Origin of the sequence: Pantoea anthophila, from assembly GCF_006494375.1 — a bacterium.
Lineage (GTDB): Bacteria > Pseudomonadota > Gammaproteobacteria > Enterobacterales > Enterobacteriaceae > Pantoea > Pantoea anthophila.
On the sequence record NZ_VHIZ01000048.1, the window covers coordinates 113,965 to 138,045 of the forward strand.

Consider the following 24,081-nt stretch of genomic DNA (forward strand, 5'->3'; position numbering starts at 1 on the left):
TGGCGAATTGAGGAGTTTATGCGCTACTGGGGAAAAGTTGTGGGTCTGGCGCTGGGATTACTTTCCGGTGCAGGCTTCTGGGGTATTGTGATCGGTTTGATCATTGGCCATATGTTTGACAAAGTGCGCGGCGCGCAAGGCAAGGCTTACTTCTCAAATAATCAGACCCGACAGACGCTGTTTTTCAGCACCACCTTTCAGGTCATGGGCCATCTGACCAAGTCAAAAGGGCGCGTTACCGAAGCGGATATTCAGATTGCATCGCTGCTCATGGAGCGGATGCAGCTGCACGGTGACTCGCGCACCGCCGCCCAGCGCGCATTTCGCGAAGGCAAGCAGGCAGATTACCCGTTACGCAGCAAACTGCGGGAACTGCGCAGCGCCTGTTTTGGCCGGTTCGATCTGATTCGCATGTTCCTGGAAATTCAGATTCAGGCTGCCTTTGCCGACGGTTCCCTGCATCCCAATGAGCGGCAGGTGCTCTATGTCATCGCCGAGGAACTGGGCATTTCACGCGTTCAGTTCGATCAGTTCCTGCGCATGATGGAAGGCGGCCAGCAGTTCGGCGGCGGACAGCGCAGTGGCAATGGTGGCTTTCAGCAGGCGCAACGTGGACCAACGCTGGAAGATGCCTGCAGCGTGCTGGGTGTGAAGAGCAGCGATGACGCCACCACCATCAAGCGCGCATACCGCAAGCTGATGAGCGAGCATCATCCCGACAAGCTGGTGGCGAAGGGGCTGCCGCCAGAGATGATGGAGATGGCGAAGCAGAAGGCGCAGGAAATTCAGGCGGCGTACGATCTGATTCGCAAAGAAAAAGGCTTTAAGTAATCGCGCCTCTCTCCGCCTCTCAGAAGGAGGCGGCCAGGCGTACCGCCCCCCTTAAAAATCGGCGGGCTGACGAAACGTCATGGCATTACCGAATGCCGGATGGGTGATGGTCAGTGACTCCGCGTGCAGCAGCAGGCGCGGTGCCATCGCCCTGGCGTCCGGATGGGCATAGAAGTTGTCGCCCAGAATCGGATGGCCCAGGGCCAGCATATGCACCCGCAGCTGGTGCGAGCGGCCGGTAATCGGCTTCAGCGAAACGCGCGCACTGTTATCCGCACGATATTCCAGCACCTGATACTCCGTCTGCGCGGCTTTGCCGTTTTCGAAGCAGACCATCTGCTTCGGACGATTGGGCCAGTCGCAAATCAGCGGCAGATCAACCACTCCCTCCTCCTTCTCCGGATGACCCCAGATGCAGGCCACATAGGTCTTGGCGGGTTCCCGCTCGCGAAATTGCCGTTTCAGCTCACGCTCAGCCGCCTTGGTCAGGGCGACGACCATCACACCACTGGTCGCCATATCCAGCCGGTGAACCGATTCCGCCTGCGGAAAATCACGCTGTATCCGCGTCATCACACTATCTTTGTGCTCATCCAGCCGACCGGGTACCGAGAGCAGACCGCTGGGTTTATTCACCACCATGATATGCGCATCCTGATAAAGGATGTGCAGCCAGGGTTCACGCGGTGGATTGTAAGGTTCCATAGGGCTTTCCAAAAATAAGGGGCCGGAAGGCCCCTGAGCTTACTGGTGAGTCACCACAATCAGGCGCAGCGCGTCGAGACGCCAGTTGGCCTGATCCAGGCTTTCCAGCACCTGTTCACGGTTGCTTTCCAGCGCCTCGATCTCATCTTCACGGATGTTCGGGTTCACCGCTTTCAGCGCGTTGAGACGGGAAAGCTCTGCACCCAGCTTTTCATTCGCCTCGGCCCGCGCCGCTTCAATCACCGCACGTGCTTCGCTGACCACGCTCTCTTCACCCTGGGTGAGGATCGCATGCACATCCTGCTGCACCGCATTGACCAGTTTGCTGGCGGTGTGGCGGTTAACCGCATTCAGCTGGCGGTTAAAGCTTTCGAACTCCACTTTCCCGGCCAGGTTGGTGCCGTTGCGATCGAGCAGCAGACGGATAGGCGTCGGTGGCAGGAAGCGGGTCAGCTGCAGATGCTTCGGAGCCTGCGCTTCCACCACGTAGATCAGCTCAACCAGCAGCGTGCCGACCGGCAGCGCCTTGTTCTTCAGCAGTGACAGCGCGGAGCTGCCGGTGTCACCCGACAGGATCAGATCCAGGCCATTACGAATCAGCGGATGTTCCCAGGTGATGAACTGAGTATCCTCGCGGGAGAGCGCCTGATCGCGGTTGAAGGTGATGGTGCAGCCATCTTCCGGCAGGCCAGGGAAATCGGGCACCAGCATGTGGTCGGAAGGGGTCAGCACAATCAGGTTATCGCTGCGATCTTCCTGATTGATACCGACAATATCAAACAGGTTCAGCGCGAAGTTCACCAGACCGGTGTCGTTATCCTGCTCGCTGATGGCGTTCGCCAGCAGCTGAGCCGATTCGCCGCCGTTAGAGTTCAGCTCCAGCAGACGATCGCGGCCCTGTTCCAGCTGCGATTTCAGCGCCTCGTGCTGTTTACGGCACTCCGCGATAAAGCTGTCAAAGCCTTCACTGTTTTCCGGCGCGGCTAAATAGCCGATCAGCTGCTGATGCACGCTGTCGTAGATGGTACGACCGGTCGGGCAGGTGTGCTCGAACGCGTCCAGACCTTCATGATACCAGCGCAGCAGCACCGCCTGAGCAGTCTGCTCCAGCCACGGCACCAGAATCTGAATATCGTGCGCCTGACCAATACGGTCAAGACGGCCGATACGCTGCTCCAGCAGATCCGGGTTAAAGGGCAGGTCGAACATCACCAGGCGGCTGGCAAACTGGAAGTTACGGCCTTCAGAACCGATTTCGGAGCAGAGCAGAACCTGTGCGCCATTCTCTTCCGAGGCAAACCATGCGGCAGCACGGTCACGCTCAATGATCGACAGGCCTTCGTGGAACACCGCCGCCCGGATGCCTTCGCGCTCGCGCAGCACCTGCTCCAGCTGCAGCGCCGTGGCCGCTTTGGCGCAGATGACCAGCACTTTCTCTTTACGGTTACTGGTGAGATAGCCCATCAGCCATTCCACACGCGGATCGAAGTTCCACCAGGTGCCGCTGTCGCCTTCAAACTCCTGATAAATCTGCTCCGGGTAGAGCAGGTCACGCGCCCGCTCCTCGGCGCTTTTGCGCGTGCCCATAATGCCGGAAACTTTGATGGCCGTCTGATACTGCGCAGGCAGTGGCAGGCGGATCTGATGCAGTTCGCGTTTCGGGAAACCTTTCACACCGTTACGGGTGTTGCGGAACAGGACGCGGCTGGTGCCATGGCGATCCATCAGCATGGCGATCAGCTCCTGACGCGCCTCCAGCTTGCCCTCACGATCGCTGTTGGCGACCTGCAGCAGCGGCTCGATATCCTCTTCGCCCACCAGATCGTTGATCCGGTTCATCTCCTCCTGGGAGATCGCCTGGTCAGCCAGCAGCGCTGTTACCGCATCAGCAATCGGACGGAAATGCTGCTGCTCTTCAACAAAGGCAGCAAAATCATGGAAACGGTCCGGATCGAGCAGGCGCAGACGGGCAAAGTGGCTCTCCATGCCGAGCTGTTCCGGCGTCGCCGTCAGCAGCAGCACCCCGGCCGTTTTCTCAGCCAGTTTTTCGATGACCAGATATTCACGGCTGGGTTCGCCTTCGGACCAGGCCAGGTGGTGCGCTTCATCCACCACCAGCAGATCCCATTCGGCATCGGCCAGCAGTTCAAGGCGCTGTTTGTTACGGCGAACAAAGTCGAGCGAACAGATGATGAGCTGTTCCGTTTCAAACGGATTATCGCTGTCGTGCTGCGCTTCGGTGTAGCGGTCATCATCAAACAGGGCGAAACGCAGGTTAAAGCGGCGCAGCATCTCGACCAGCCACTGATGCTGTAAGGTTTCAGGCACCACGATGAGTACCCGCTCGGCACGACCCGCCAGCAGCTGCTGCTGAATGATCATCCCGGCTTCAATGGTTTTACCCAGGCCCACTTCATCGGCCAGCAGTACGCGTGGCGCGTGGCGGCGACCCACATCGTGTGCGATATGCAGCTGATGAGGGATCAGGTTGGTGCGCATGCCGCGTAACCCGCTGATCGGCAGACGGTATTGCTCACTCTGGTATTTGCGTGCGCGGAAGCGCAGGGCAAAGCGGTCCATGCGGTCGAGCTGACCAGCAAACAGACGATCCTGCGGCTTACTGAACACCAGCTTGCTGTCGAGCATCACTTCACGCAGGATCACATCGCTTTCTTCAGTATCCAGTCGGGTACCGATATAGGTCATCAGGTCATTTTCGTTGCGGACTTCATCGACGCGCATCTGCCAGCCTTCGTGACTGGTGATGGTATCACCCGGGTTAAAGATGACGCGGGTAACCGGCGAATCGTTGCGGGCGTAGAGGCGGTTTTCCCCCGTGGCCGGAAACAGCAGGGTGATCATGCGGGTATCGATCGCCACCACGGTGCCCAGTCCCAGTTCACTTTCCGTATCACTAATCCAGCGCTGACCTAATGTAAAAACCATATATTTTTAGCTCGAATTTTAACGTTTTTAGAGGTGTTCCCGAATCTCAGGCAATAGCGTTACCGCCAGACAACAAGGTCTGGAGCGTGCATAAGAGCGGTGAGTTTCAGGAAGGGCGCTATGGTACTGGATGGCAGGGCATTCGTCACCTGTCAAAAAAGCCCCAGTTGCCCCGTAATCAGTGTAGCAAAATCTCCTCCGACAAAGGGCAGGATCCCCTCTGCCACCGGCTGCAGCTGCTTCGTCACATAGTGGTCATAGTCGAGCGGCGTACTGCGCGCCTCCAGCGGTTCGGGGCCAGCCGTAGCCATGACGTAACGAATCCGGCCGCCGTTCTGATACTGCAGTGGACGGTTCAGTTTGCGATTCTGCTCATCAGCCAGCCGGGCGGCGCGCACGTGCGGGGGCACATTTCGTTCATACTCCTTCAGCGGACGCCGCAGGCGCTTTTTGTAGATCAGCTGATCGTCCAGCTCGCCCGCCAGCAGCTGCGCCACGGTCTCCCGGATGTAATCCTGCCACGGCTCGCGGTGGAAAATACGGTGGTAGAGCTGCTGCTGAAATGTTTTGGCCAGCGGCGTCCAGTCGGTTCGCACCGACTCCAGCCCCTTAAAGACCATGCGCGCACCGTCGGCGTCACGAATCAGTCCGGCGTAGCGTTTCTTGCTGCCCTGTTCCGCGCCGCGAATGGTCGGCATCAGAAAACGGCAGAAGTGGTTTTCATACTCCAGTTCCAGTGCGCTGGTCAGTCCCAGCGTCTGCTGCAGGTGATCGCGCCACCAGGCATTCACTTTCTGCACCAGCTGATGACCAATGGCAGCGGCCCGCTCCTCATCATGGGCCGACTTCAGCCAGACAAAGGTGGAGTCGGTGTCACCATAGATGACGTCGTAGCCTTCCGCTTCGATCAGCGCGCGGGTCTGCTGCATGATGGCGTGACCGCGCAGGGTAATTGAGGAGGCGAGTCGCGGATCGAAGAAGCGGCAGGCGCTGGTGCCCAGCACTCCGTAAAAGGCGTTCATGATGATCTTCAGTGCCTGTGACAGCGGCTGATTGTTCTGTTTTTTCGCCGCTTCGCGCCCCAGCCAGATCTGTTCAACCATCGCCGGCAGGCAGTGGGTGTGGCGAGAGAAGCGCGCTTCCCGGAAACCGGCAACCGAATCCGCATCATCAGGATGGGCCAGACCCTCCACCAGACCCACCGGGTCGATCAGGAAGGTGCGGATAATCGACGGATAGAGGCTTTTGTAATCCAGTACCAGCACCGAGTCGTAGAGACCGGGACGCGAATCCATGACATAACCGCCCGGACTCGCTTCCGGGGCCACCTCACCCATATTGGGCGCGACAAACCCGACACGGTGCATGCGCGGAATATAGAGGTGACTGAACGCCGCCACCGAACCGCCATGGCGGTCCACGGCCAGACCATTGACCGCCGCGCGCTCCAGCAGAAACGGCATGATCGCCGTTTTGTGGAAGATGCGCGTCACCAGTTCACAATCTTTCAGGTTGTAGCGCGCCAGCGCCGGTTTATCGTTGGCAAACCGCCAGTTGATCTCCTCCATGCGGTGCCAGGGATTGTCGATCGCTTTGCCTTCACCCAGCAGCTGCTGCGACACCGACTCCAGGCTGAACGACGGAAAATCCCAGAACGCCGATTTCAGTGCGTCGATGCCATCAATGATCAGGCGGCCGCTGGCCTGCGCGAAAAAAACGCCTGGCTTGAAGCCATGTTCCCGCCACTCCAGCGCCGTCTGCTGGCGGCCAAGACGCAGCGGAATGCCGTAGCGGTCGGCATGTTTCTGCAGCACCCGCAGGTCAAACTGCACCACGTTCCAGCCAATCAGGACATCCGGGTCATGCTCTGCAAACCACTGGTTCAGGGCTTCCAGCAGCTGTGGCCGGCTGTCGAGATAGATCAGGTCGAAATCCAGCGTGCTGGCATCGCCGTTAGCGGGGCCGAGCATGTAGACCTGGCGCTGACCGCAGCCCTCCAGTCCGATGCAGTAGAGCTCGCCATGCTGGGTGGTTTCAATATCCAGCGAGACCCATTTCAGCGGCGGGCGATAGTCGGGATGTGGCTTAAGCCGCGCGTTGACCAGCGTGTCGCCCTGCTGCTCGCCATCAAACCAGACGGGGGCGGTAATAAAGCGCTCCATCAGATAGCGTTCCGGCGGGCGGATATCTGCCTCGTAGATCGGAATCCCCTGTTCGCGCAGCCGTTTTTCGATGCGCTGCAGCTGACGATGCTGCTGGCAGTAGAGGCCCAGCACCGGACGGTGACGAAAATCTTTCAGCGCCAGCGGCTGGATACGCAGCTGGCGTTCCTCTCTCTGCAGCTCGCTGATCTGCGCCTGATATTCCGCAGGCACAAAAGCGACAGACTCCTGCACAGGCAGCACCACGCGCTGCGCGCCCGCATCGGTGGCGAGCCAGAGGATAATTTCGGTGCCATTCGGGCTGTCGCGCCAGTGGCGGGTGAGCAGAAAACCTGCGCGGGGCATAGTCAGATGTTCTCCGGACGCCGTGTTTCAGGGATAAGTAAACAACCTGAGTATATCATGGATATTTATACAGTTCCTGTCGCCACGATTTGTCAACATTGTCCTACAATTCTTGCCTTGACGCTGTGTGGCTGGCTCTGGACAATCCAGCCTTCTGCTTTGACTAAGGACCACTATGGAAGCCTGGATTCAACAACTGATTACGCAGTCCCTGGAGTGGGCGCTGTTTGCCGTTGCGCTGGTGACGTTTCTGGAGTCGCTGGCGCTGGTCGGGCTGTTGCTGCCAGGTACGGTGATGATGGCCAGCCTGGGCGCGCTGGTCGGCAGTGGCGAGCTTGGCCTTTATCCTGCCTGGGCGGCGGGCTTTGCGGGCTGCCTGATCGGTGACTGGGTTTCCTACGGTATCGGCTGGAAATTCCAGGGGCCGCTGCACCGCTGGAAGTATCTGCAAAAGTACAAAGGCCTGCTGGATAAAACCGAGCATGCCCTGCATCAGCACAGTATGTTTACCATCCTGGTCGGACGTTTTGTCGGCCCCACGCGGCCGCTAATCCCGCTGGCGGCCGGTATGCTGGAGCTGCCGGTACGTAAATTTCTGCCGCCTAATCTCATCGGCTGTCTTCTCTGGCCACCGATCTATCTGCTGCCCGGCATTCTGGCCGGGGTGGCGATTGACGTGCCAAAAGCGGCGCAGGGCGGCAGCTTTAAATGGCTGTTACTCGGCGCAGCGCTGCTGATCTGGCTTGGCGGCTGGTTAGGCTGGCGCTGGTGGCGCAGTGGCAAAAGCCGTGACTGGGCCACCGCCTGGCTGCCCCCGGCGCGCCTGCGCTGGGCTGGCCCGCTGGGGCTGGCGATCGCCGTGGCGGCGTTTGTCGCGATCCAGTTCCATCCGATGATGCCGGTTTTCCGCCATCTGCTGTGGCAGGTTTTCATCGCCTGAGCCGCTAACGACGCGGGATGCCGAGTACGTCGGCCTCCCGCGTGTCGCCCGACAGCAGCTGTCGGGTTTCGCCATCCCAGTAAACCCGGCCATCCACAATGACCACGCTGCGCGGCGCGATCTGCTGCGCATCTTCCAGACTGTGTGACACCATCAGCAGCGTGATGCTGCGCGCCTCACACACCGAACGCACCAGCTGAAGCATCTCGCCGCGCAGGGCGGGGTCCAGCGCGGAAAAGGGCTCATCCAGCAGCAGTACCGGACGGTCACGCAACAGGCAACGGGCCAGCGCCACGCGCTGGCGCTGGCCGCCCGACAGTTCGCCTGGCAGGCGTGACAGCAGATCGCTTAATCCCACCTGTTCAGCCAGCGCAGTCAGCTGCTGCTGCTGTTCCGAGCTGAGTCGTAGCCCCGGGTGCAGCCCCAGCGCCATGTTCTGCTGCACGCTGAGGTGCGGAAACAGGTTGTTCTCCTGAAACAGCATGGAGACCGGTCGTCGGGCCGGGACAGTGTGGGTGTGCTCCTGACCGTCAATCAGCAGGGTGCCCTGATTCACCGGCAGAAAACCGGCAATCAGGCTCAGCAGGGTGCTTTTACCCGCGCCGCTGGGGCCGAGAATCGCGATGCGTTCACCGCGTGTGGCCCTGAAGCTGAAGCGCATCGGCAGATGCTGGTAGAGATAGGTAAGGTTATCAAGAGTCAGCATGGCGGCCCGGTAATTTTTCCATTAGCGTGAACAGCAATAAGCAGAGCAGCAGCAGCAGCAGGGCGGTAACCGCACCATCAGCGCCACGATAGGCACCTATCTGCTGATAGAGATAGAACGGCAGCGTGCGGAAGTCGGCGCTGCCAAACAGCGCCACCACGCCAAAATCACCAATCGACAGCACGCAGGCAAAGGCCAGCGCCTGGGCCAGCGGACGTTTCAGCGCCCGCAACTCGATCAGCCGCAGCCGGTTCCAGCCCTGAATATCCAGTGAATCGCAGAGTCTGCCGTAACGCTCTGCGGTGTCGCGCATCGGGTTTTCCAGCACTTTCAGCGCATAGGGAATGGCGATCAGCGCATTGGTAAACATCACCAGCCCTTCGGCGGAGTCGGGCAGGCCGATGGTGGCGTTGAACAGCAGGAAAAAGCCGGTGGCGAGCACAATGCCCGGCATCGCCAGAATCAGCATTCCGCTGGTGTCGATAAGCGTGGCCGCCGCCGGATGCTGGCGCAGACGCAGCTCGCGGCTGCTCCAGAGCAGCATCATGGTCAGCACCACGCAGATCAATCCGGCCCCGGTGGCGATGCGTAATGAGGTCAGGGTTGCCCGCCAGAGAGCAGGCTGAGCCAGCGCACCGCGCACTCCGCCATGCAGGCCCTCCACGATCACCGCCGCCAGCGGAGGCAGCAGCAGGAGCAGCGCCAGCAGGATAAGCAGCGCATCGCTGAGCTGTGCGCCCCACGAATCCTGCGGATCGCGCCAGCCCTTCAGCTGACGGGTGCCGGCGGGGATCGCCTTACTGAAACGCTGGCTGAGCAGCACCAGCGTCAGGCAGAAGCCGAGCTGAATCAGCGCCAGCAGCGCGGCACGGCCCGGATCGTAGTCATAACTCAGCGCCTGGAAAATCGCCAGTTCGAGCGTGGTAGCCTGCGGCCCGCCCCCCAGTGACAGCACGGTGGCAAAGCTGGCAAAGCAGAGCATAAAGATCAGCGCACCGGTCGGCAGCAACTGACGCCGCAGCCACGGCCACTCCAGCAGGCGAAAATGGTGCCAGCCGCGCAGGTCGAGCTGCGCCGCGAGCTGACGCTGCTCGGCCGGAATGCTCTCCAGCGCCTGCAGCATCAGACGCGTCGCCAGCGGCAGATTAAAGAAGACGTGCGCCAGCAAAATGCCCGGCAGACCATAGGGTGAGAAGTGATAACCGATGCCCAGCAGCTGACAGAGCTGGGCCAGCCAGCCAACGCGGCCATAGACGGTCAGCAGACCAAACACCGCCACCAGTACCGGCAGGACCAGGGTCATGGCACAGAGACGCAGCAGCAGCTGGCGGCCGGGAAAACGGCGCCGATAGAGCGCACGCGCCAGCGGCACGGCAGGCAGCAGGGAGAGCAGGGCGGAGAGCAGCGCCTGACCGAAAGAGAAGCCGATCACGTGCCGCAGATATGCATCCTGCAGCACGCTGCGCCACTCCAGGCCTGGCGCGGCCATCCAGAGTGCGCCAAAGGCCAGCAGCGCCACGCCGGTTAGCAGCAGCGTGGCGAGCGAGCCGGGGATCAGCCAGCGCGCCATCAGCGGCTGACGGCGCGTTGCCACTGGCTGATCCAGCCTGAACGCTGTGTGGCCACCTCTTCAGGCGAGAACTGCAGGGCGGTGGACGGCACCGTCAGGCTGGCAAAACCGGCAGGCAGCGGCGTATCGATCACCGGGTACATCCAGTTGCCGGTGGGAATGGTGCGCTGGAACGCAGGCGAGACCATAAACTGCATGAACTGCTGTGCCAGCGCAGGCTGTTTGCTGCTGGCTAACTGTGCGGCCACTTCCACCTGCAGATAGTGTCCTTCGGCAAACGGCGCGGCGGCGTAGTTCTCTTTTTTCTCTTCGATGATGTGGTAAGCCGGAGAGGTGGTGTAACTCAGCACCAGATCGCCTTCGCCCTTCAGGAACAGGCCATAGGCTTCGCTCCAGCCTTTGGTCACCGTTACGGTTTTCTGCGCCAGCTTCTGCCACGCCTGCGGAGCCTGGTCGCCGTAGACCTTCTGCATCCACAGCAGCAGGCCTAAGCCGGGGGTACTGGTACGCGGATCTTCGTAGATCACCCGCCACTTTTCCGGGCTGTCGACCAGCTCTTTCAGGCTCCTGGGCGGGTTTTTCAGCCGGGTTTTGTCATAGACAAAGGCGAAGTAGCCATAGTCAAACGGCACAAAGGTGGTGTTGTGCCAGCCGCCAGGCAGGGTAAGTTTTGCGGTGTCGACCTGACTTTCAGCAAACAGACCGGTTTTCTGCGCCGCCTGCACCAGATTGTTATCCAGCCCCAGCACCAGATCCGCTTTGCTGTTTTTGCCTTCCATCCGCACGCGGTTCAGCAGCGAGACGCCATCTTCCAGCGTGACGAATTTCAGCTCACAGTTGCACTGCGCCTCAAAGGCTTTTTTTACCGCCGGGCCAGGGCCCCAGTCGGCAGAGAAGGAGTCGTAGGTGTAGACCGTGAGGACCGGCTTAGCCGCCAGAACGGGGGCGGAGAGTAACAGCAATACCGGCAGAACTTTGTTTAACACTTTGCGCTCCTTCAGGAGAATAGGGGATGAGTCGCAAAGGATCTGAGCACAGCGGCCTCTCAAATCCCTACGTCGGTATTAACCGAATCAGGTTCGACGGGTCTCTCTCAGCTGCTTGCTGGTGGCAGGCGGCACCCCGTTGAGAACGTCACATTCTAGTCATTTCAGCGCCGTGGCGAAAGCGTCACAGTGCCGGCGGCGCAAACCAGGCCGATTTAAAATCAAACCAGCCCAGGGTATTCATCCGGACGCCACGCATGCTGCGCTGGCCCTCCAGCAGCAGCCAGTGATGAAACAGCGGATGCAGACCCGCCTCTTCAACCAGCTGTTTGCTCCACTCGGCCAGCGGCAGCGTTTTCTCGCGCCAGCGGGCCGCGTCACTGTGCCAGTCAATCGGCAGGCAGTGATGCAGCAGCGGGATCTCATACAGCTGGGCGAACAGCGACCAGTTCAGCGGCAGGGTAAAGTTGACGCTGCCGAGCCAGATATCACTCTCCGCGTCGCCCTGATACCAGCTTTCATAACTGATCTCACGGGTTTCCAGGGTGACGCCCTGTTGGGCCAGCAGGGGACGCAGCGCATTGGCGATGCCCTCATGCTCCACGTGCTGACTGTACCAGGTCAGCGTCAGATGGGTCAGGCCGGGCGGCTTTTCGACCGGGGTCAGGTCCCGGCGGTGGTGCCAGCGCGGCAGCAGGCCATAAGCCGGAAACCAGTATCGCTGATAGCCGACGCCCGCGTGGTTGAGCAGGGCGATAGGGTTGAAGAGATAACTGACCCAGCGCCTGACTGCCTCGCTGCGACCCTGCTCTGAACGCTGGTCAAACAGCAGATAGTAGCAGCCCTCCTCAAGGCGGCTCTCCTCCTGAATCTCATCCGCAGCGTCCCCCTGCAGGCGCACACCGGCATAGACCAGCTCATCGCTGATGTCGGGCAGCACCCAGATAGAGACATCGTCGATCAGGGCGCGAAAACCGAAGTAATCATCAAAAGCTTCAATCTTCAGCTGGCTCTCATGATTGCGGATCACCCGGTAGGGGCCGGTGCCGACTGGCTGGCGGGCAAAATCCTGAATCGTCGGCCACTCGCGCGGCAGGATCATCGCGCTGACGCTGCCCAGCAGCCAGGGCAGGCCGTCGTCGGGCTGGTTCAGATGCACATCCAGCGTCCAGGGGGCGGGTGAGGAGATCTTTGCAATGTGGGAAAAGAGCGGATGAGGGCACTGACGCTCCAGGGTGGCGATGACATCCGCCATCTCCAGCTCCCGACCGTGATGGAAACGAATAGCCGGACGCAGAAAGAAGCGCCAGTGAAGCGGGGAGGTCTGCTGCCAGTGATGCGCGATATCGGGCTCGATTTCCCCGTTTTCCTCATTTATCCGCGTCAGCCCATTAAAAATCTGCCGGGCAATGTGCGTTTCAGAGCGCCGCAGCGGCGAGCCAGGCAGCAGATTGAGCAGGGGACGATAGTAGAGCACCCGCAGGATATGCTTGCCCTGCCGGAAACTGCGGCCGAGATGCGCACTGATCATCTGCCGCACCTGATCCTTATCGCCCACCAGCTGGACCAGCTGATCGATGCGATCCTGCTCCAGCAGATCTTCGGCACGCTGCTGCTGTAAAGCCAGCCCGGTATAGCAGAACGTCAGATGTGACCGCCTGCCGCGTCCCGCTTCTGCCTGCCAGACCAGCCAGCCTGCCGCCTGCATCCGGTTGAGCAGATTGCGCATGTGGCGGCGCGAGCAGTGCAGCAGGTCAGCCAGTTCGCTGAGGGTAATGGCCTGCGACTGGCCCTGGCAGCTCTGCCACAGGCGAATGAATTGCTGCTTCAGACGTGACGAGGACATAAAAGAGGAACTCCTGCTGAAAAGCGCTCTGTTTTTTCTGCCTCATTTTAAGAGCAAACTTTGCGCTATGGGAAGAGCGGGAGGCATTCAGTCTGGAATGGCGTTCAACCCTGACTTCGCTGTTCAGCGGAGTGCTTTTCTGAGTAGGGTGCATTTACACCGCCAGCAGAGGATCTCTGCTGGCTTTTTTCATCGTGCGCGGTATGGTCTACCCTTCTTTTTTTCCTCTCTGTTTAGCCTCTAAGGGATTTCGCTATGAAATCGCTGTTAACGCGGCAGCGCCGCATCAATCCGGTTTACCTCGCTTTTATGGTTGCCTCGTTCATGCTGGGCGTGGCGGGCGCATTGCAGGCACCGACGCTGAGCCTGTTTCTGACGCGCGAAGTGCAGGCCCGCCCTTTCTGGGTCGGACTGTTTTTTACCATCAATGCGGTGGCCGGTATTCTGGTGAGCATGCTGGTGGCGAAGCGTTCGGACAGCGTGGGGGACCGCCGTAATATCATTCTGTTCTGTTGCCTGATGGCGCTGGTCAATGCGCTGCTGTTTGCCTTCAGTCGCCACTACCTGACGCTGATTACGCTGGGTGTGCTGCTGTCGGCGCTCGCCAGCGTCTCAATGCCTCAGCTCTTTGCGCTGGCCCGGGAATATGCCGATCAGTCGGCGCGTGAAGCGGTCATGTTCAGTTCGGTGATGCGCGCGCAGCTGTCGCTGGCGTGGGTCATCGGGCCACCGCTCTCATTTGCGCTGGCGCTGAACTATGGTTTTGTCACGCTGTTTATGGTGGCCGCCGCGCTGTTTCTGATCTGTATCCTGCTGGTCTGGTTTACCCTGCCGTCAGTGCCCCGTGCGCAGCCGCTGCTGCAAAGCGGCGGTCTGCCGCTAAGCGGCTGGCGCGATCGCGATGTGCGCCTGCTGTTTATCGCCTCGGTGGTGATGTGGACCTGCAATACCATGTATATCATTGATATGCCGCTCTATATCAGTACGACGCTTGGCCTGCCGGAAAAGCTGGCGGGTCTGCTGATGGGCACGGCCGCCGGGCTGGAGATCCCGGTGATGCTGCTGGCCGGGCATTACGCCCGCCGCATGGGCAAGCGCCGGTTAATGCTGGTGGCGGTGGCCGCCGGGGTGCTGTTTTACCTGGGGCTGGTGCTGTTTAACTCCCGCACGTCACTGATGGTATTGCAGCTGTTTAATGCGGTGTTTGTCGGGATTATTGCCGGGATTGGGATGTTGTGGTTCCAGGATCTGATGCCGGGACGGCCTGGCGCCGCAACCACCCTGTTCACCAACTCCATCTCAACCGGCATGATTCTGGCCGGGGTGATTCAGGGTACGCTGAGCGAGCGGCTGGGACATGAGGCGGTCTACTGGCTGGCATTCGGGCTGGCGATTGTGGCGCTGGTGATGTCGGCACGGGTGCGCGACGTATAAAGAAGAAGGGCGACAGGATATCGCCCTTTTTTTAACTATTGAGGAATCTGGACCGGTCGCTGTGATAGCGAGCCTGCTCAGAGAACACGGTCAGATCGGAAAGGCGCTTAAGCCAATCCCTGGCCGCTCGGCCCGCGCGATTACGCACCTCATCCATGAGGTGCGCCCGTAAACGGGCCAACGCATTGCGTTGTTCAAAAACGCTCCCGACGTTTTTGTCCCTGGCGCGGGACGCTTTCCTCCTCTGACCGTATTCCCTGCGCGTTAAGCTTAATTGTTGCTGTCAGATTAGCCCTGTCTTAACGCAATCAGCGCAGGAAGGCGGGCTGATTCTGCTCATACTGCGAAATTGACGCTTCATGCTGCAGGGTCAGACCGATGCTGTCGAGGCCGTTGATCATGCAGTGGCGACGGAAGCTGTCGAGTTCAAACGGGTAGACTTTATCGCCTGCGGTCACCGTCTGCGCTTCCAGATCGACCGTAAAGCTGATACCTGGCTGAGCCGCAACCAGCCTGAACAGCTCATCCACTTCCTCTTCGCTTAACTTCACCGGCAGCAGCTGATTGTTGAAGCTGTTGCCGTAGAAGATATCGGCGAAGCTTGGCGCAATCACCACGTGAAAACCGAAATCGGTCAGCGCCCAGGGCGCATGTTCACGAGAGGAGCCACAGCCAAAGTTCTCGCGCGCCAGCAGAATGCTGGTGCCTTTAAACTCTGGCTTGTTCAGCACAAAGCTGGGAGTCGGGACCGTGCCGGCGTCATCTTCAAAACGCCAGTCATGGAACAGGTGCTGACCAAAACCGGTGCGGGTCACCTTCTGCAAAAACTGCTTAGGGATGATCGCGTCGGTATCGACGTTTGCGGCGTCCAGCGGCGCGACGATGCCGGTGTGCTGAGTAAATTTATTCGCCATGACTTATGCTCCTGTCGTCAGTTCACGGATGTCGGCAAAGTGGCCGGTGACGGCTGCCGCTGCGGCCATTGCCGGGCTGACCAGATGGGTTCGTCCACCGCGGCCCTGACGACCTTCAAAGTTACGGTTGCTGGTTGACGCGCAACGCTCGCCGGGGTTGAGGCGGTCATTGTTCATCGCCAGACACATGGAGCAGCCTGGCAGACGCCACTCAAAGCCCGCTTCCAGGAAGATTTTATCCAGACCTTCCGCTTCCGCCTGTGCTTTTACCGGACCGGAACCGGGCACTACCATCGCAACCACACCCGGCGCAACTTTGCGGCCTTTGGCGATAGCGGCGGCGGCACGCAGATCCTCAATGCGTGAGTTGGTACAGGAGCCGATAAAGACTTTATCAATCGCGACATCGGTCAGTCGGATGCCCGGCTGCAGATTCATATACGCCAGCGCTTTTTCCGCTGAGGCGCGCTCTACCGGATCGGCGAATGAGGCCGGGTTCGGGATCACCTGATCAACGGCGATCACCTGACCCGGGTTGGTGCCCCAGGTGACCTGTGGCGCAATCTCTTCTGCATGCAGCGTGACCACCGCATCATAGGTCGCGCCTTCATCTGATTTCAGTGTGCGCCAGTACTCTACAGCCTGCTCCCACTTCTCACCCTGTGGGGAGAACTGGCGGCCTTTCAGGTAGCTGAAGGTGGTCTCGTCCGGTGCCACCAGGCCCGCTTTCGCGCCCATTTCAATCGCCATGTTGCACAGCGTCATACGACCTTCCATGCTCAGCGCCTGAATGGCCGGACCGCAGAACTCAACCACATAGCCGGTTCCGCCTGCGCTGCCGGTTTTGCCGATGATCGCCAGGACAATATCTTTTGCCGTAATGCCGGTTGAAGCCTGGCCCAGTACCTCAATTTTCATGGTTTTCGCCCGGCCCTGCTTCAGGGTCTGGGTGGCAAACACATGCTCTACTTCGGAGGTGCCGATACCAAACGCCAGTGAGCCGAAGGCACCGTGCGTCGCCGTGTGCGAGTCACCGCACACGATGGTCATGCCTGGCAGCGTCATGCCCTGCTCAGGGCCGATAACGTGCACAATTCCCTGATACGGGTGGTTCAGGTCATAGAGCTGTACGCCAAATTCAGCGCAGTTCTTCATCAGCTCCTGCATCTGAATCCGCGCCATCTCGCCCGACGCATTGATGTCTTTGGTCTGAGTAGAGACGTTGTGGTCCATGGTGGCAAAGGTTTTGCCCGGCTGACGCACCTTGCGTCCATGCGCACGCAGACCATCAAAAGCCTGTGGCGAGGTGACTTCATGGATCAGGTGGCGATCGATATAGAGTAACGGCGTTTCGTTCGGCGCTTCGTGGACGACATGTGCATCAAATAACTTCTGGTATAAGGTTTTCATTTTTTTATTTTTCCTCGGCGATAAAGCGGGCAATGATGCTGCCCATCTCATCTGTGCTGACCGCTGGGCCATCACCGGCTAAATCTTTAGTGCGGTAGCCCTGTTCCAGCGCACGACTGATGGCGCGTTCGATACTGTCGGCAGCCTCATCGGCATTCAGGCTGTAGCGTAACAGCAGGGACAGCGACAGGATCTGCGCGACCGGGTTAGCTATATTCTGTCCGGCGATATCCGGTGCGGAGCCGCCTGCCGGTTCAAACAGGCCAAAGCCCGCTTCATTCAGGCTGGCGGAAGGCAGCATCCCCATCGAACCGGTGATCATGGCGCACTCATCAGAGAGAATGTCGCCGAACAGGTTGGAGCAGAGCAGCACGTCAAACTGTGACGGATCTTTGATCAACTGCATGGTGGCATTGTCGATATAGATGTGGCTCAGCTGTACGTCCGGATACTCTTTAGCGACCTCATTAACGATTTCACGCCACATGACTGAGGTCTGCAGGACGTTGGCTTTATCTACTGAGGTCACTTTATTGCGGCGTTTACGCGCAGACTCAAACGCGATACGGGCGATGCGCTCGATCTCGAAGCGGTGGTAAACCTCCGTATCGAATGCCCGCTCTTCCGGGCCACTGCCTTCGCGTCCTTTAGGCTGACCAAAATAGATGCCGCCGGTCAGTTCACGCACGCACAGGATATCGAAGCCTTTCGCCGCGATGTCGGCGCGCAGCGGGCAGAAAGCTTCCAGACCGCTGTAGAGTGCCGCCGGGCGCAGGTTACTGAACAGTCTGAAGTGTTTGCGCAGGGGCAGCAGGGCACCGCGTTCCGGCTGCGAGGCCGGTGGCAAATGTTCCCACTTCGGTCCGCCAACCGAACCAAACAGGATCGCATCCGCCTGCTCGCAGCCCGCCACGGTCGCAGGAGGCAGGGGTTCGCCGTGCTGATCGATAGCGATGCCGCCGACCGCATATTCCTGAGTGGTAATCTGCATATCAAAGCGCTGACGAATGGCGTCCAGCACTTTCATTGCCTGTGCCATCACTTCCGGGCCAATGCCGTCACCGGGTAAAACTGCGATATGAGAAGAGCTGGACATAGTTATACGGTTTCCTTCTGATCTTTAAATTTGCGTTGCAATTCCTGTTCAACCTGGCGGGCACGCCAGATATTGTTCAGCGCATTCACCATCGCTTTGGCAGACGATTCCACGATATCGGTCGCCAGACCGACGCCGTGGAACTTACGGCCGTTGTAGCTCACCACAATGTCGACCTGACCCAGCGCGTTTTCGCCGTGGCCTTTGGCGGTCAGTTTGTAGTTAACCAGCTCCGCGTCGAACTGGGTAATACGGTTAATGGCCTGATAGACCGCGTCAACCGGGCCGTTGCCGGTGGCCGCATCCGCTTTGGCATCATCGCCGCAGCCCAGCTTGACAGAGGCGGTAGCGGTGATGCCGGAACCGGTCTGAACGTTAAATTCATGCAGCTGAAAATGCTCCGGCTCTTCATTCTGTTTATTGATGAAGGCCAGCGCTTCCAGGTCGTAGTCGAACACCTGACCTTTTTTGTCAGCCAGTTTCAGGAAGGCGTCATACAGGGCATCCAGATTGTAATCCTGCTCTGCATAGCCCATCTCTTCCATGCGATGTTTTACCGCCGCGCGGCCAGAACGTGAGGTCAGGTTCAGCTGAATCTTGTGTAAGCCGATCGACTCTGGCGTCAGGATTTCATAGTTTTCGCGATTCTTCAGCACGCCATCCTGATGAATACCGGAGGAGTGGGCGAAGGCGTTGGAGCCGACCACCGCCTTGTTCGCCGGGATAGGCATATTGCAGATCTGGCTCACCATCTGGCTGGTGCGGTAGATCTCCTGATGATTGATGTTGGTGTGCACATTCATGATCTGCTGGCGGGTTTTGATCGCCATGATCACCTCTTCCAGCGCACAGTTACCGGCACGTTCACCCAGACCATTCAGCGTGCCTTCAACCTGACGTGCACCCGCCTGGACAGCCGCCAGGGCGTTACCGGTCGCCATACCCAGGTCATCGTGGGTATGGACAGAGAGAATCGCTTTGTCGATGTTAGGTACGCGGTTGATCAGTTGGCTGATGATGTGAGCATATTCGCCTGGCAGGGTGTAACCCACGGTGTCCGGGATATTGATGGTGTTGGCACCGGCATTAATTGCGGCTTCAACCATCCGGCACAGGTCATCAATCGGAGTACGGCCGCCATCTTCGCAGGAGAATTCAACGTCATTGGTGTAGTTGCGGGCACGTTTCACCATGTGTACCGCGCGCTCAATCACCTCGGGCAGCGTGCTGCGCAGTTTGGTGGCGATGTGCATCGGTGAGGTGGCGATAAAGGTATGAATACGGAAGGCTTCGGCAACGCGCAGTGATTCGTATGCCGCATCAATATCCTTCTCCACACAGCGGGCCAGACCGCAGACCCGGCTGTTTTTAATGGTGCGCGCGATGGTCTGTACGGATTCAAAATCGCCAGGTGAGGAGACCGGGAAACCCACTTCCATGACATCCACGCCCATACGCTCCAGCGCTAATGCAATCTGCAATTTTTCTTTCACACTCAGGCTGGCCTGTAATGCCTGCTCACCGTCGCGCAGAGTGGTATCGAAAATAATGACTTGCTGACTCATCGTATTCATCCTTATGCATTTTCTGGCCTGGCAACGAGCATAAAAAAACCCGCGACAGGCGCGGGTTTTTAACTTTCAGCAGGTTTGAATCAGTGTTTGATTCCGCCCACAAGTCTACCGCGCAAGCTGTATGCGTTTAGTAGTAGACCGAGAAGGCGAGCAAAACGAAACATGGATTCAAACCTTATAAATTGTTGTGCTGCCTATATTGGTACTGCAATCACTCAGGGATGTCAACCTTCTGTGCAGGGTTATTCTCCAGCGAGTAAAAGGAAGATCGTCTGTTATTTTACAGCCTGACAGCGTAATGAATAGCGCAGAAGTGAGTGCCGCGCCGGTCAGGCAGGATAAGTACGCTTCTGCAGGGTGGTGACTGACTTATCTATTTGAAAAATAATAATTTTATTTTTATGCTTCTCAGGTGTGACGCAGAATTTATGTCCGCTTGCTTAGCATAATCGTATGCGCTTTAGCGATTTTCTGGTTAATTAACCCGGAAAATAAAACGGCGGGGCGATTGTGGGCTGGGGCAGGACACAATAAGTTTTCGCTATTTCTTAGATCACGCTAAAAATAATTTCTTAGTCAGCATTTTCCTCTGCGGTTCTGCGGCGTAATTAGTTTAATCCGCGCAGCCAATTCTTATCGGACAGAGCCTTTACGTCCCTGCCATTTAATTTACACGGCTTTGCGGTTTGCCTGCCCGCTGAAGTGCGGTTATGGTAATCGACCTACTCTCAGAACAATGAACTCGACAGATTTCTCTGTAACCGGACAGCGGCACAGGTTTCCGCTGTCGTGCATAAACATAAGATTTTGATTGGCAGAGCAGGCACCGGCGCGACGCGATATGTGCAAAAGGCCCTATTCATGGCGCCCGGTCCTGAAGCCTGGAGGCAGAAGATGGAGATGTTGTCAGGAGCCGAAATGGTCGTCCGTTCGTTAATCGATCAGGGCGTTAAGCAGGTATTCGGTTATCCGGGTGGCGCGGTATTAGATATCTATGATGCGCTGCAAACCGTCGGGGGTATCGATCACATTCTGGTACGCCATGAGCAGGCTGCGGTGCATATGGCTGACGGCCTCGCACGCGCCACGGGTGAAGTCGGGGTCGTGCTGGTCACTTCCGGCCCCGGCGCGACCAATGCGATCACCGGGATCGCCACCGCCTATATGGACTCTATTCCGCTGGTGATTCTGTCGGGCCAGGTGCCTACCTCGCTGATTGGCTATGATGCCTTTCAGGAGTGCGACATGGTCGGCATTTCACGACCGGTGGTGAAGCACAGTTTTCTGGTGAAAAGCACCGAAGAGATCCCCACCGTGCTGAAAAAGGCGTTCTGGCTCGCCGCCAGCGGACGTCCGGGCCCCGTGGTTATCGATCTGCCGAAAGATATTCTCAACCCGGCCAATAAGCTCCCTTATCACTGGCCGGACGCTGTCAGCATGCGCTCCTACAATCCGACCATCCAGGGCCATAAAGGTCAGATCAAGCGTGCGCTGACGACACTGCTGGCCGCAAAACAGCCGGTGATTTATGCCGGAGGCGGTGCCATCACCGCGGGCTGTGAAGCGGAACTGTTACAGCTGGCCGAAAGCCTGAACATTCCGGTCACCACATCGCTGATGGGGCTGGGCGCGTTTCCTGGCACGCATCGTCAGTGCGTCGGGATGCTCGGCATGCACGGCACCTATGAAGCCAACATGACGATGCACAACACCGATCTGATTTTTGGTATCGGCGTTCGCTTTGACGACCGCACCACCAATAATCTGGCGAAGTATTGCCCCAACGCCACCATCATGCACATTGATATCGACCCGACCTCAATCTCCAAAACGGTGGCGGCGGATATCCCGATCGTGGGTGATGCGAAGCAGGTACTGCAGCAGATGCTGGAGCTGCTGGCGCAAAACGACAGTGAGCCGCGCTCTGAGAGTCTGCAGGCGTGGTGGAGCGCGATTGAGGGCTGGCGCAGTCGTCAGTGCCTGGAGTTCGATCGGACCAGCGACAAAATCAAGCCGCAGGCCGTTATTGAAACCATCAGCCGTCTGACCCATGGCGACGCCTACGTCACATCCGATGTGGGCCAGCATCAGATGTTTGCTGCGCTCTATTATCCGTTCGATAAACCGCGTCGCTGGATTAACTCCGGGGGGCTGGGCACGATGGGCTTTGGCCTGCCCGCTGCGCTGGGTGTCAAGATGGCGCTGCCGGACGAAACCGTTATCTGCGTGACGGGCGATGGCAGTATCCAGATGAACATTCAGGAGCTCTCAACCGCACTGCAGTACAATCTGCCGGTGCTGGTACTGAGCCTGAATAACCGGGTTCTGGGCATGGTGAAACAGTGGCAGGATATGATCTACTCCGGTCGCCACTCGCAGTCCTATATGGAGTCACTGCCTGACTTTGTGCGTCTGGCTGAAGCCTACGGCCACGTCGGGATCGCCATTGAGCATCCGGCTGAACTGGAAGAGAAGCTGACGCTGGCGCTGGAGAAACTGGCACAGGGGCGTCTGGTGTTTGTAGATGTTGCCGTGGACGGTAGCGAACATGTTTACCCGATGCAGATTCGCGGCGGCAGCATGGATGAGATGTGGTTAAGCAAAACGGAGAGGACATAACTATGCGTCGCATTTTATCAGTTCTGCTGGAGAACGAATCTGGCGCATTATCCCGTGTCGTCGGTCTCTTTTCGCAGCGCGGCTACAACATCGAAAGCCTGACCGTTGCGCCTACCGACGATCCCACCCTGTCGCGGATGACCATTCAGACGGTAGGCGACCAGAAGGTGCTGGAGCAGATCGAAAAGCAGCTGCACAAGCTGGTGGATGTGCTGCGCGTGACCGAACTGGGGCAGGGTGCCTACGTAGAGCGCGAAATCATGCTGGTGAAGATCCAGGCGAGTGGCTATGGCCGTGAAGAGGTGAAGCGCAACGCTGAGATCTTCCGCGGTCAGATTATTGATGTAACGCCTACGCTGTACACGGTTCAGCTGGCAGGCACCAGTGACAAACTGGACGCGTTTCTCCATTCCGTGCGTGAGGTTGCCGAAATCGTTGAAGTGGCCCGCTCCGGTATTGTGGGCGTGTCACGCGGCGATCGCATCATGCGTTAATCACGCTGCGTCACCATCGAACCTCACCTAACCCGGCGAAATGCCGGGTTTTTTTATTTTTTATGCGCCAGGCTGGTTACATTCAGAAAAGCGGTTGCTCCGCGCACTTTTCTGCTGTTAGATGATAGCCATGAGTTATCCATAGCTTAACTGCGGCTATTTCTGCCGTAAAAGCGGATTTGATGGTGGGGTTATCGTGAAGCTGGATGAAATTGCGCGTTTGGCAGGCGTGTCGCGCACCACGGCCAGTTATGTGATCAATGGTAAAGCGCGGCAGTATCGTGTCAGCGACAAAACCGTTGAGAAAGTGATGGCGGTCGTGCGTGAGCATAATTATCACCCCAATGCGGTGGCCGCCGGGCTGCGCGCCGGGCGAACGCGCTCTATTGGGCTGGTGATTCCCGATCTGGAGAATACCAGTTACACCCGTATTGCAAACTATCTTGAACGTCAGGCGCGTCAGCGAGGCTATCAGCTGCTGATCGCCTGCTCAGAAGATCAGCCTGATAACGAGATGCGCTGCATTGAGCATCTGCTACAGCGTCAGGTCGACGCGATCATCGTCTCCACCTCGTTACCGCCTGAGCATCCCTTTTATCAGCGCTGGGTCAACGATCCGCTGCCAATCATTGCGTTAGACCGTGCGCTGGATCGTGAACATTTCACCAGCGTCGTGGGCGCCGACCAGGACGATGCCCATACGCTGGCGGCTGAACTGCGTCAGCTCGAGGTCAAAAACGTGCTGTTCCTCGGCGCCCTGCCTGAGCTGTCAGTGAGCTTCCTGCGTGAGATGGGATTCCGTGATGCGTGGAAAGATGACCCGCGGCCGATAGATTACATTTATTGCAACAGCTTCGAACGCACCGCTGCCGCCGCGCTTTTTGAGCGTTATCTTGAAGAGCATCCGATGCCGGAGGCGCTTTTTACCACCTCTTTCGGGCTGCTGCAGGGCGTCATGGATGTCACGCTGAAACGAGACGGCCGGCTGCCTACCGAGCTGGCGATTGCCACCTTTGGCGACCACGAATTACTGGACTTTCTTGAGTGCCCCGTGCTGGCCGTAGGACAACGCCATCGTGACGTCGCCGAACGGGTACTGGAATTAGTTTTAGCCTCGCTGGATGAGCCAAGAAAACCTAAACCCGGTTTAACCCGTATCCGCCGTAATTTATATCGTCGCGGACAATTAAGCCGAAGAGTTAAATGAGGGAAGGGCAGTATTACGCTGCCCGCCACGTTTATTTTTTTCGAATTACTGATTAAATAAACAGGTCGACGTAAAAAAGCGTAAATTCTGCTCATCAATTCTAACAAAGCAGAAAGGGTTATTTTTATTATCTGCTTACAACTTCAACAAATGCCGCTTTCCTGTCCGGCCTGAGCCGCTGGGCTTTCTTTCGGAAATCCCCTAAAATGCCGCCGCTGTCTCAGAAACCACGAGAAATATTCAGCGTGTGACGCTGTTTCATTTTTAATCGTTTTTTCCGCGCCCGCTTTTTTTAT

At 58.2% G+C, this 24,081-nt stretch carries 18 protein-coding genes and 1 riboswitch; of the genes, 6 read left to right on the forward strand and 12 right to left on the reverse strand.

All coding sequences use genetic code 11. The features are described from left to right. The first annotated feature begins 18 nt into the window (after positions 1-18). Positions 19-831 carry a co-chaperone DjlA gene (djlA, locus tag FJW00_RS11865; protein WP_009092186.1) on the forward strand — a complete coding sequence of 271 codons (813 nt, stop codon included), beginning with the start codon at positions 19-21 and terminating at the stop codon, positions 829-831. Positions 832-882: 51 nt separating this feature from the next. On the opposite strand, the gene rluA is transcribed toward djlA, so the two are convergent. The 3 genes from rluA to polB all read right to left on the reverse strand — a co-directional run bounded on the left by rluA (position 883) and on the right by polB (position 6,995). Continuing rightward, a complete protein-coding gene (gene rluA, locus FJW00_RS11870; protein ID WP_009092184.1) occupies positions 883-1,536 on the reverse strand; it encodes a bifunctional tRNA pseudouridine(32) synthase/23S rRNA pseudouridine(746) synthase RluA in 654 nt (217 codons plus the stop codon). Between the two features lie 39 nt (positions 1,537-1,575). Then, positions 1,576-4,482 carry an RNA polymerase-associated protein RapA gene (gene rapA / locus FJW00_RS11875; protein ID WP_140924221.1) on the reverse strand — a complete coding sequence of 969 codons (2,907 nt, stop codon included), beginning with the start codon at positions 4,480-4,482 and terminating at the stop codon, positions 1,576-1,578. 152 nt (positions 4,483-4,634) lie between these two features. Next, a complete protein-coding gene (polB, locus tag FJW00_RS11880) occupies positions 4,635-6,995 on the reverse strand; it encodes a DNA polymerase II (protein WP_140924223.1) in 2,361 nt (786 codons plus the stop codon). Positions 6,996-7,164: 169 nt separating this feature from the next. Here polB and FJW00_RS11885 point away from each other — a divergent pair, with 169 nt between their 5' ends. Beyond that, positions 7,165-7,929 carry a DedA family protein gene (locus FJW00_RS11885; RefSeq protein WP_009092177.1) on the forward strand — a complete coding sequence of 255 codons (765 nt, stop codon included), beginning with the start codon at positions 7,165-7,167 and terminating at the stop codon, positions 7,927-7,929. Between the two features lie 4 nt (positions 7,930-7,933). Here the strand turns inward: FJW00_RS11885 and thiQ are convergent, their stop codons facing one another. From thiQ to sgrR, 4 genes are all read right to left on the reverse strand, one after another. Then, on the reverse strand, positions 7,934-8,635 hold the full coding sequence (gene thiQ, locus FJW00_RS11890; protein ID WP_140924225.1) for a thiamine ABC transporter ATP-binding protein ThiQ: 702 nt from the start codon (positions 8,633-8,635) through the stop codon (positions 7,934-7,936). Continuing rightward, positions 8,622-10,229, reverse strand: a complete 1,608-nt coding sequence (gene thiP, locus FJW00_RS11895) for a thiamine/thiamine pyrophosphate ABC transporter permease ThiP (protein ID WP_140924227.1) — start codon at positions 10,227-10,229, stop codon at positions 8,622-8,624. The genes thiQ and thiP overlap by 14 nt, the downstream gene beginning before the upstream one ends. Next, complete coding sequence (thiB, locus tag FJW00_RS11900) at positions 10,205-11,191, reverse strand: thiamine ABC transporter substrate binding subunit (protein ID WP_140924229.1); 987 nt, start codon at positions 11,189-11,191, stop codon at positions 10,205-10,207. The genes thiP and thiB overlap by 25 nt, the downstream gene beginning before the upstream one ends. Positions 11,192-11,237: 46 nt before the next feature. Further along, a riboswitch (TPP riboswitch) is annotated at positions 11,238-11,340 on the reverse strand. A gap of 35 nt (positions 11,341-11,375) precedes the next feature. After that, positions 11,376-13,037 carry an HTH-type transcriptional regulator SgrR gene (gene sgrR / locus FJW00_RS11905; protein ID WP_140924231.1) on the reverse strand — a complete coding sequence of 554 codons (1,662 nt, stop codon included), beginning with the start codon at positions 13,035-13,037 and terminating at the stop codon, positions 11,376-11,378. Between the two features lie 255 nt (positions 13,038-13,292). Here sgrR and FJW00_RS11910 point away from each other — a divergent pair, with 255 nt between their 5' ends. Further along, positions 13,293-14,471 carry an MFS transporter gene (locus FJW00_RS11910; protein ID WP_058958457.1) on the forward strand — a complete coding sequence of 393 codons (1,179 nt, stop codon included), beginning with the start codon at positions 13,293-13,295 and terminating at the stop codon, positions 14,469-14,471. A gap of 308 nt (positions 14,472-14,779) precedes the next feature. Here the strand turns inward: FJW00_RS11910 and leuD are convergent, their stop codons facing one another. From leuD to leuL, 5 genes are all read right to left on the reverse strand, one after another. Continuing rightward, the gene (gene leuD / locus FJW00_RS11915) at positions 14,780-15,385 is read right to left on the reverse strand and encodes a 3-isopropylmalate dehydratase small subunit (protein ID WP_009092163.1); all 606 of its coding nucleotides are present in this window, start codon (positions 15,383-15,385) and stop codon (positions 14,780-14,782) included. 3 nt (positions 15,386-15,388) lie between these two features. Then, a complete protein-coding gene (gene leuC / locus FJW00_RS11920; RefSeq protein WP_009092161.1) occupies positions 15,389-16,795 on the reverse strand; it encodes a 3-isopropylmalate dehydratase large subunit in 1,407 nt (468 codons plus the stop codon). Positions 16,796-16,799: 4 nt separating this feature from the next. Then, positions 16,800-17,891 carry a 3-isopropylmalate dehydrogenase gene (gene leuB / locus FJW00_RS11925; RefSeq protein ID WP_009092158.1) on the reverse strand — a complete coding sequence of 364 codons (1,092 nt, stop codon included), beginning with the start codon at positions 17,889-17,891 and terminating at the stop codon, positions 16,800-16,802. 2 nt (positions 17,892-17,893) lie between these two features. Beyond that, the gene (leuA, locus tag FJW00_RS11930) at positions 17,894-19,456 is read right to left on the reverse strand and encodes a 2-isopropylmalate synthase (protein WP_046101207.1); all 1,563 of its coding nucleotides are present in this window, start codon (positions 19,454-19,456) and stop codon (positions 17,894-17,896) included. An 89-nt stretch (positions 19,457-19,545) separates the two neighbouring features. Beyond that, a complete protein-coding gene (leuL, locus tag FJW00_RS22750; protein ID WP_111208305.1) occupies positions 19,546-19,629 on the reverse strand; it encodes a leu operon leader peptide in 84 nt (27 codons plus the stop codon). Between the two features lie 730 nt (positions 19,630-20,359). Here leuL and ilvI point away from each other — a divergent pair. The 3 genes from ilvI to cra all read left to right on the forward strand — a co-directional run bounded on the left by ilvI (position 20,360) and on the right by cra (position 23,785). Beyond that, on the forward strand, positions 20,360-22,084 hold the full coding sequence (gene ilvI / locus FJW00_RS11940) for an acetolactate synthase 3 large subunit (protein WP_009092154.1): 1,725 nt from the start codon (positions 20,360-20,362) through the stop codon (positions 22,082-22,084). Between the two features lie 2 nt (positions 22,085-22,086). Further along, positions 22,087-22,578 (forward strand): acetolactate synthase small subunit, encoded by a 492-nt coding sequence (gene ilvN / locus FJW00_RS11945; protein ID WP_111208304.1) that lies wholly within the window; start codon positions 22,087-22,089, stop codon positions 22,576-22,578. A 196-nt stretch (positions 22,579-22,774) separates the two neighbouring features. Next, complete coding sequence (gene cra / locus FJW00_RS11950; protein ID WP_009092150.1) at positions 22,775-23,785, forward strand: catabolite repressor/activator; 1,011 nt, start codon at positions 22,775-22,777, stop codon at positions 23,783-23,785. Positions 23,786-24,081 lie beyond the last annotated feature (296 nt).

Excerpts from the sequence above, each read along its gene's own strand:
- djlA (WP_009092186.1), top strand. The coding sequence starts at position 19 with ATGCGCTACTGGGGAAAAGTTGTGGGTCTGGCGCTGGGATTACTTTCC.
- rluA (WP_009092184.1), bottom strand. The coding sequence starts at position 1,536 with ATGGAACCTTACAATCCACCGCGTGAACCCTGGCTGCACATCCTTTAT.
- rapA (WP_140924221.1), bottom strand. The coding sequence starts at position 4,482 with ATGGTTTTTACATTAGGTCAGCGCTGGATTAGTGATACGGAAAGTGAA.
- FJW00_RS11885 (WP_009092177.1), top strand. The coding sequence starts at position 7,165 with ATGGAAGCCTGGATTCAACAACTGATTACGCAGTCCCTGGAGTGGGCG.
- thiQ (WP_140924225.1), bottom strand. The coding sequence starts at position 8,635 with ATGCTGACTCTTGATAACCTTACCTATCTCTACCAGCATCTGCCGATG.
- sgrR (WP_140924231.1), bottom strand. The coding sequence starts at position 13,037 with ATGTCCTCGTCACGTCTGAAGCAGCAATTCATTCGCCTGTGGCAGAGC.
- FJW00_RS11910 (WP_058958457.1), top strand. The coding sequence starts at position 13,293 with ATGAAATCGCTGTTAACGCGGCAGCGCCGCATCAATCCGGTTTACCTC.
- leuD (WP_009092163.1), bottom strand. The coding sequence starts at position 15,385 with ATGGCGAATAAATTTACTCAGCACACCGGCATCGTCGCGCCGCTGGAC.
- leuC (WP_009092161.1), bottom strand. The coding sequence starts at position 16,795 with ATGAAAACCTTATACCAGAAGTTATTTGATGCACATGTCGTCCACGAA.
- leuB (WP_009092158.1), bottom strand. The coding sequence starts at position 17,891 with ATGTCCAGCTCTTCTCATATCGCAGTTTTACCCGGTGACGGCATTGGC.
- leuA (WP_046101207.1), bottom strand. The coding sequence starts at position 19,456 with ATGAGTCAGCAAGTCATTATTTTCGATACCACTCTGCGCGACGGTGAG.
- leuL (WP_111208305.1), bottom strand. The coding sequence starts at position 19,629 with ATGTTTCGTTTTGCTCGCCTTCTCGGTCTACTACTAAACGCATACAGC.
- ilvI (WP_009092154.1), top strand. The coding sequence starts at position 20,360 with ATGGAGATGTTGTCAGGAGCCGAAATGGTCGTCCGTTCGTTAATCGAT.
- ilvN (WP_111208304.1), top strand. The coding sequence starts at position 22,087 with ATGCGTCGCATTTTATCAGTTCTGCTGGAGAACGAATCTGGCGCATTA.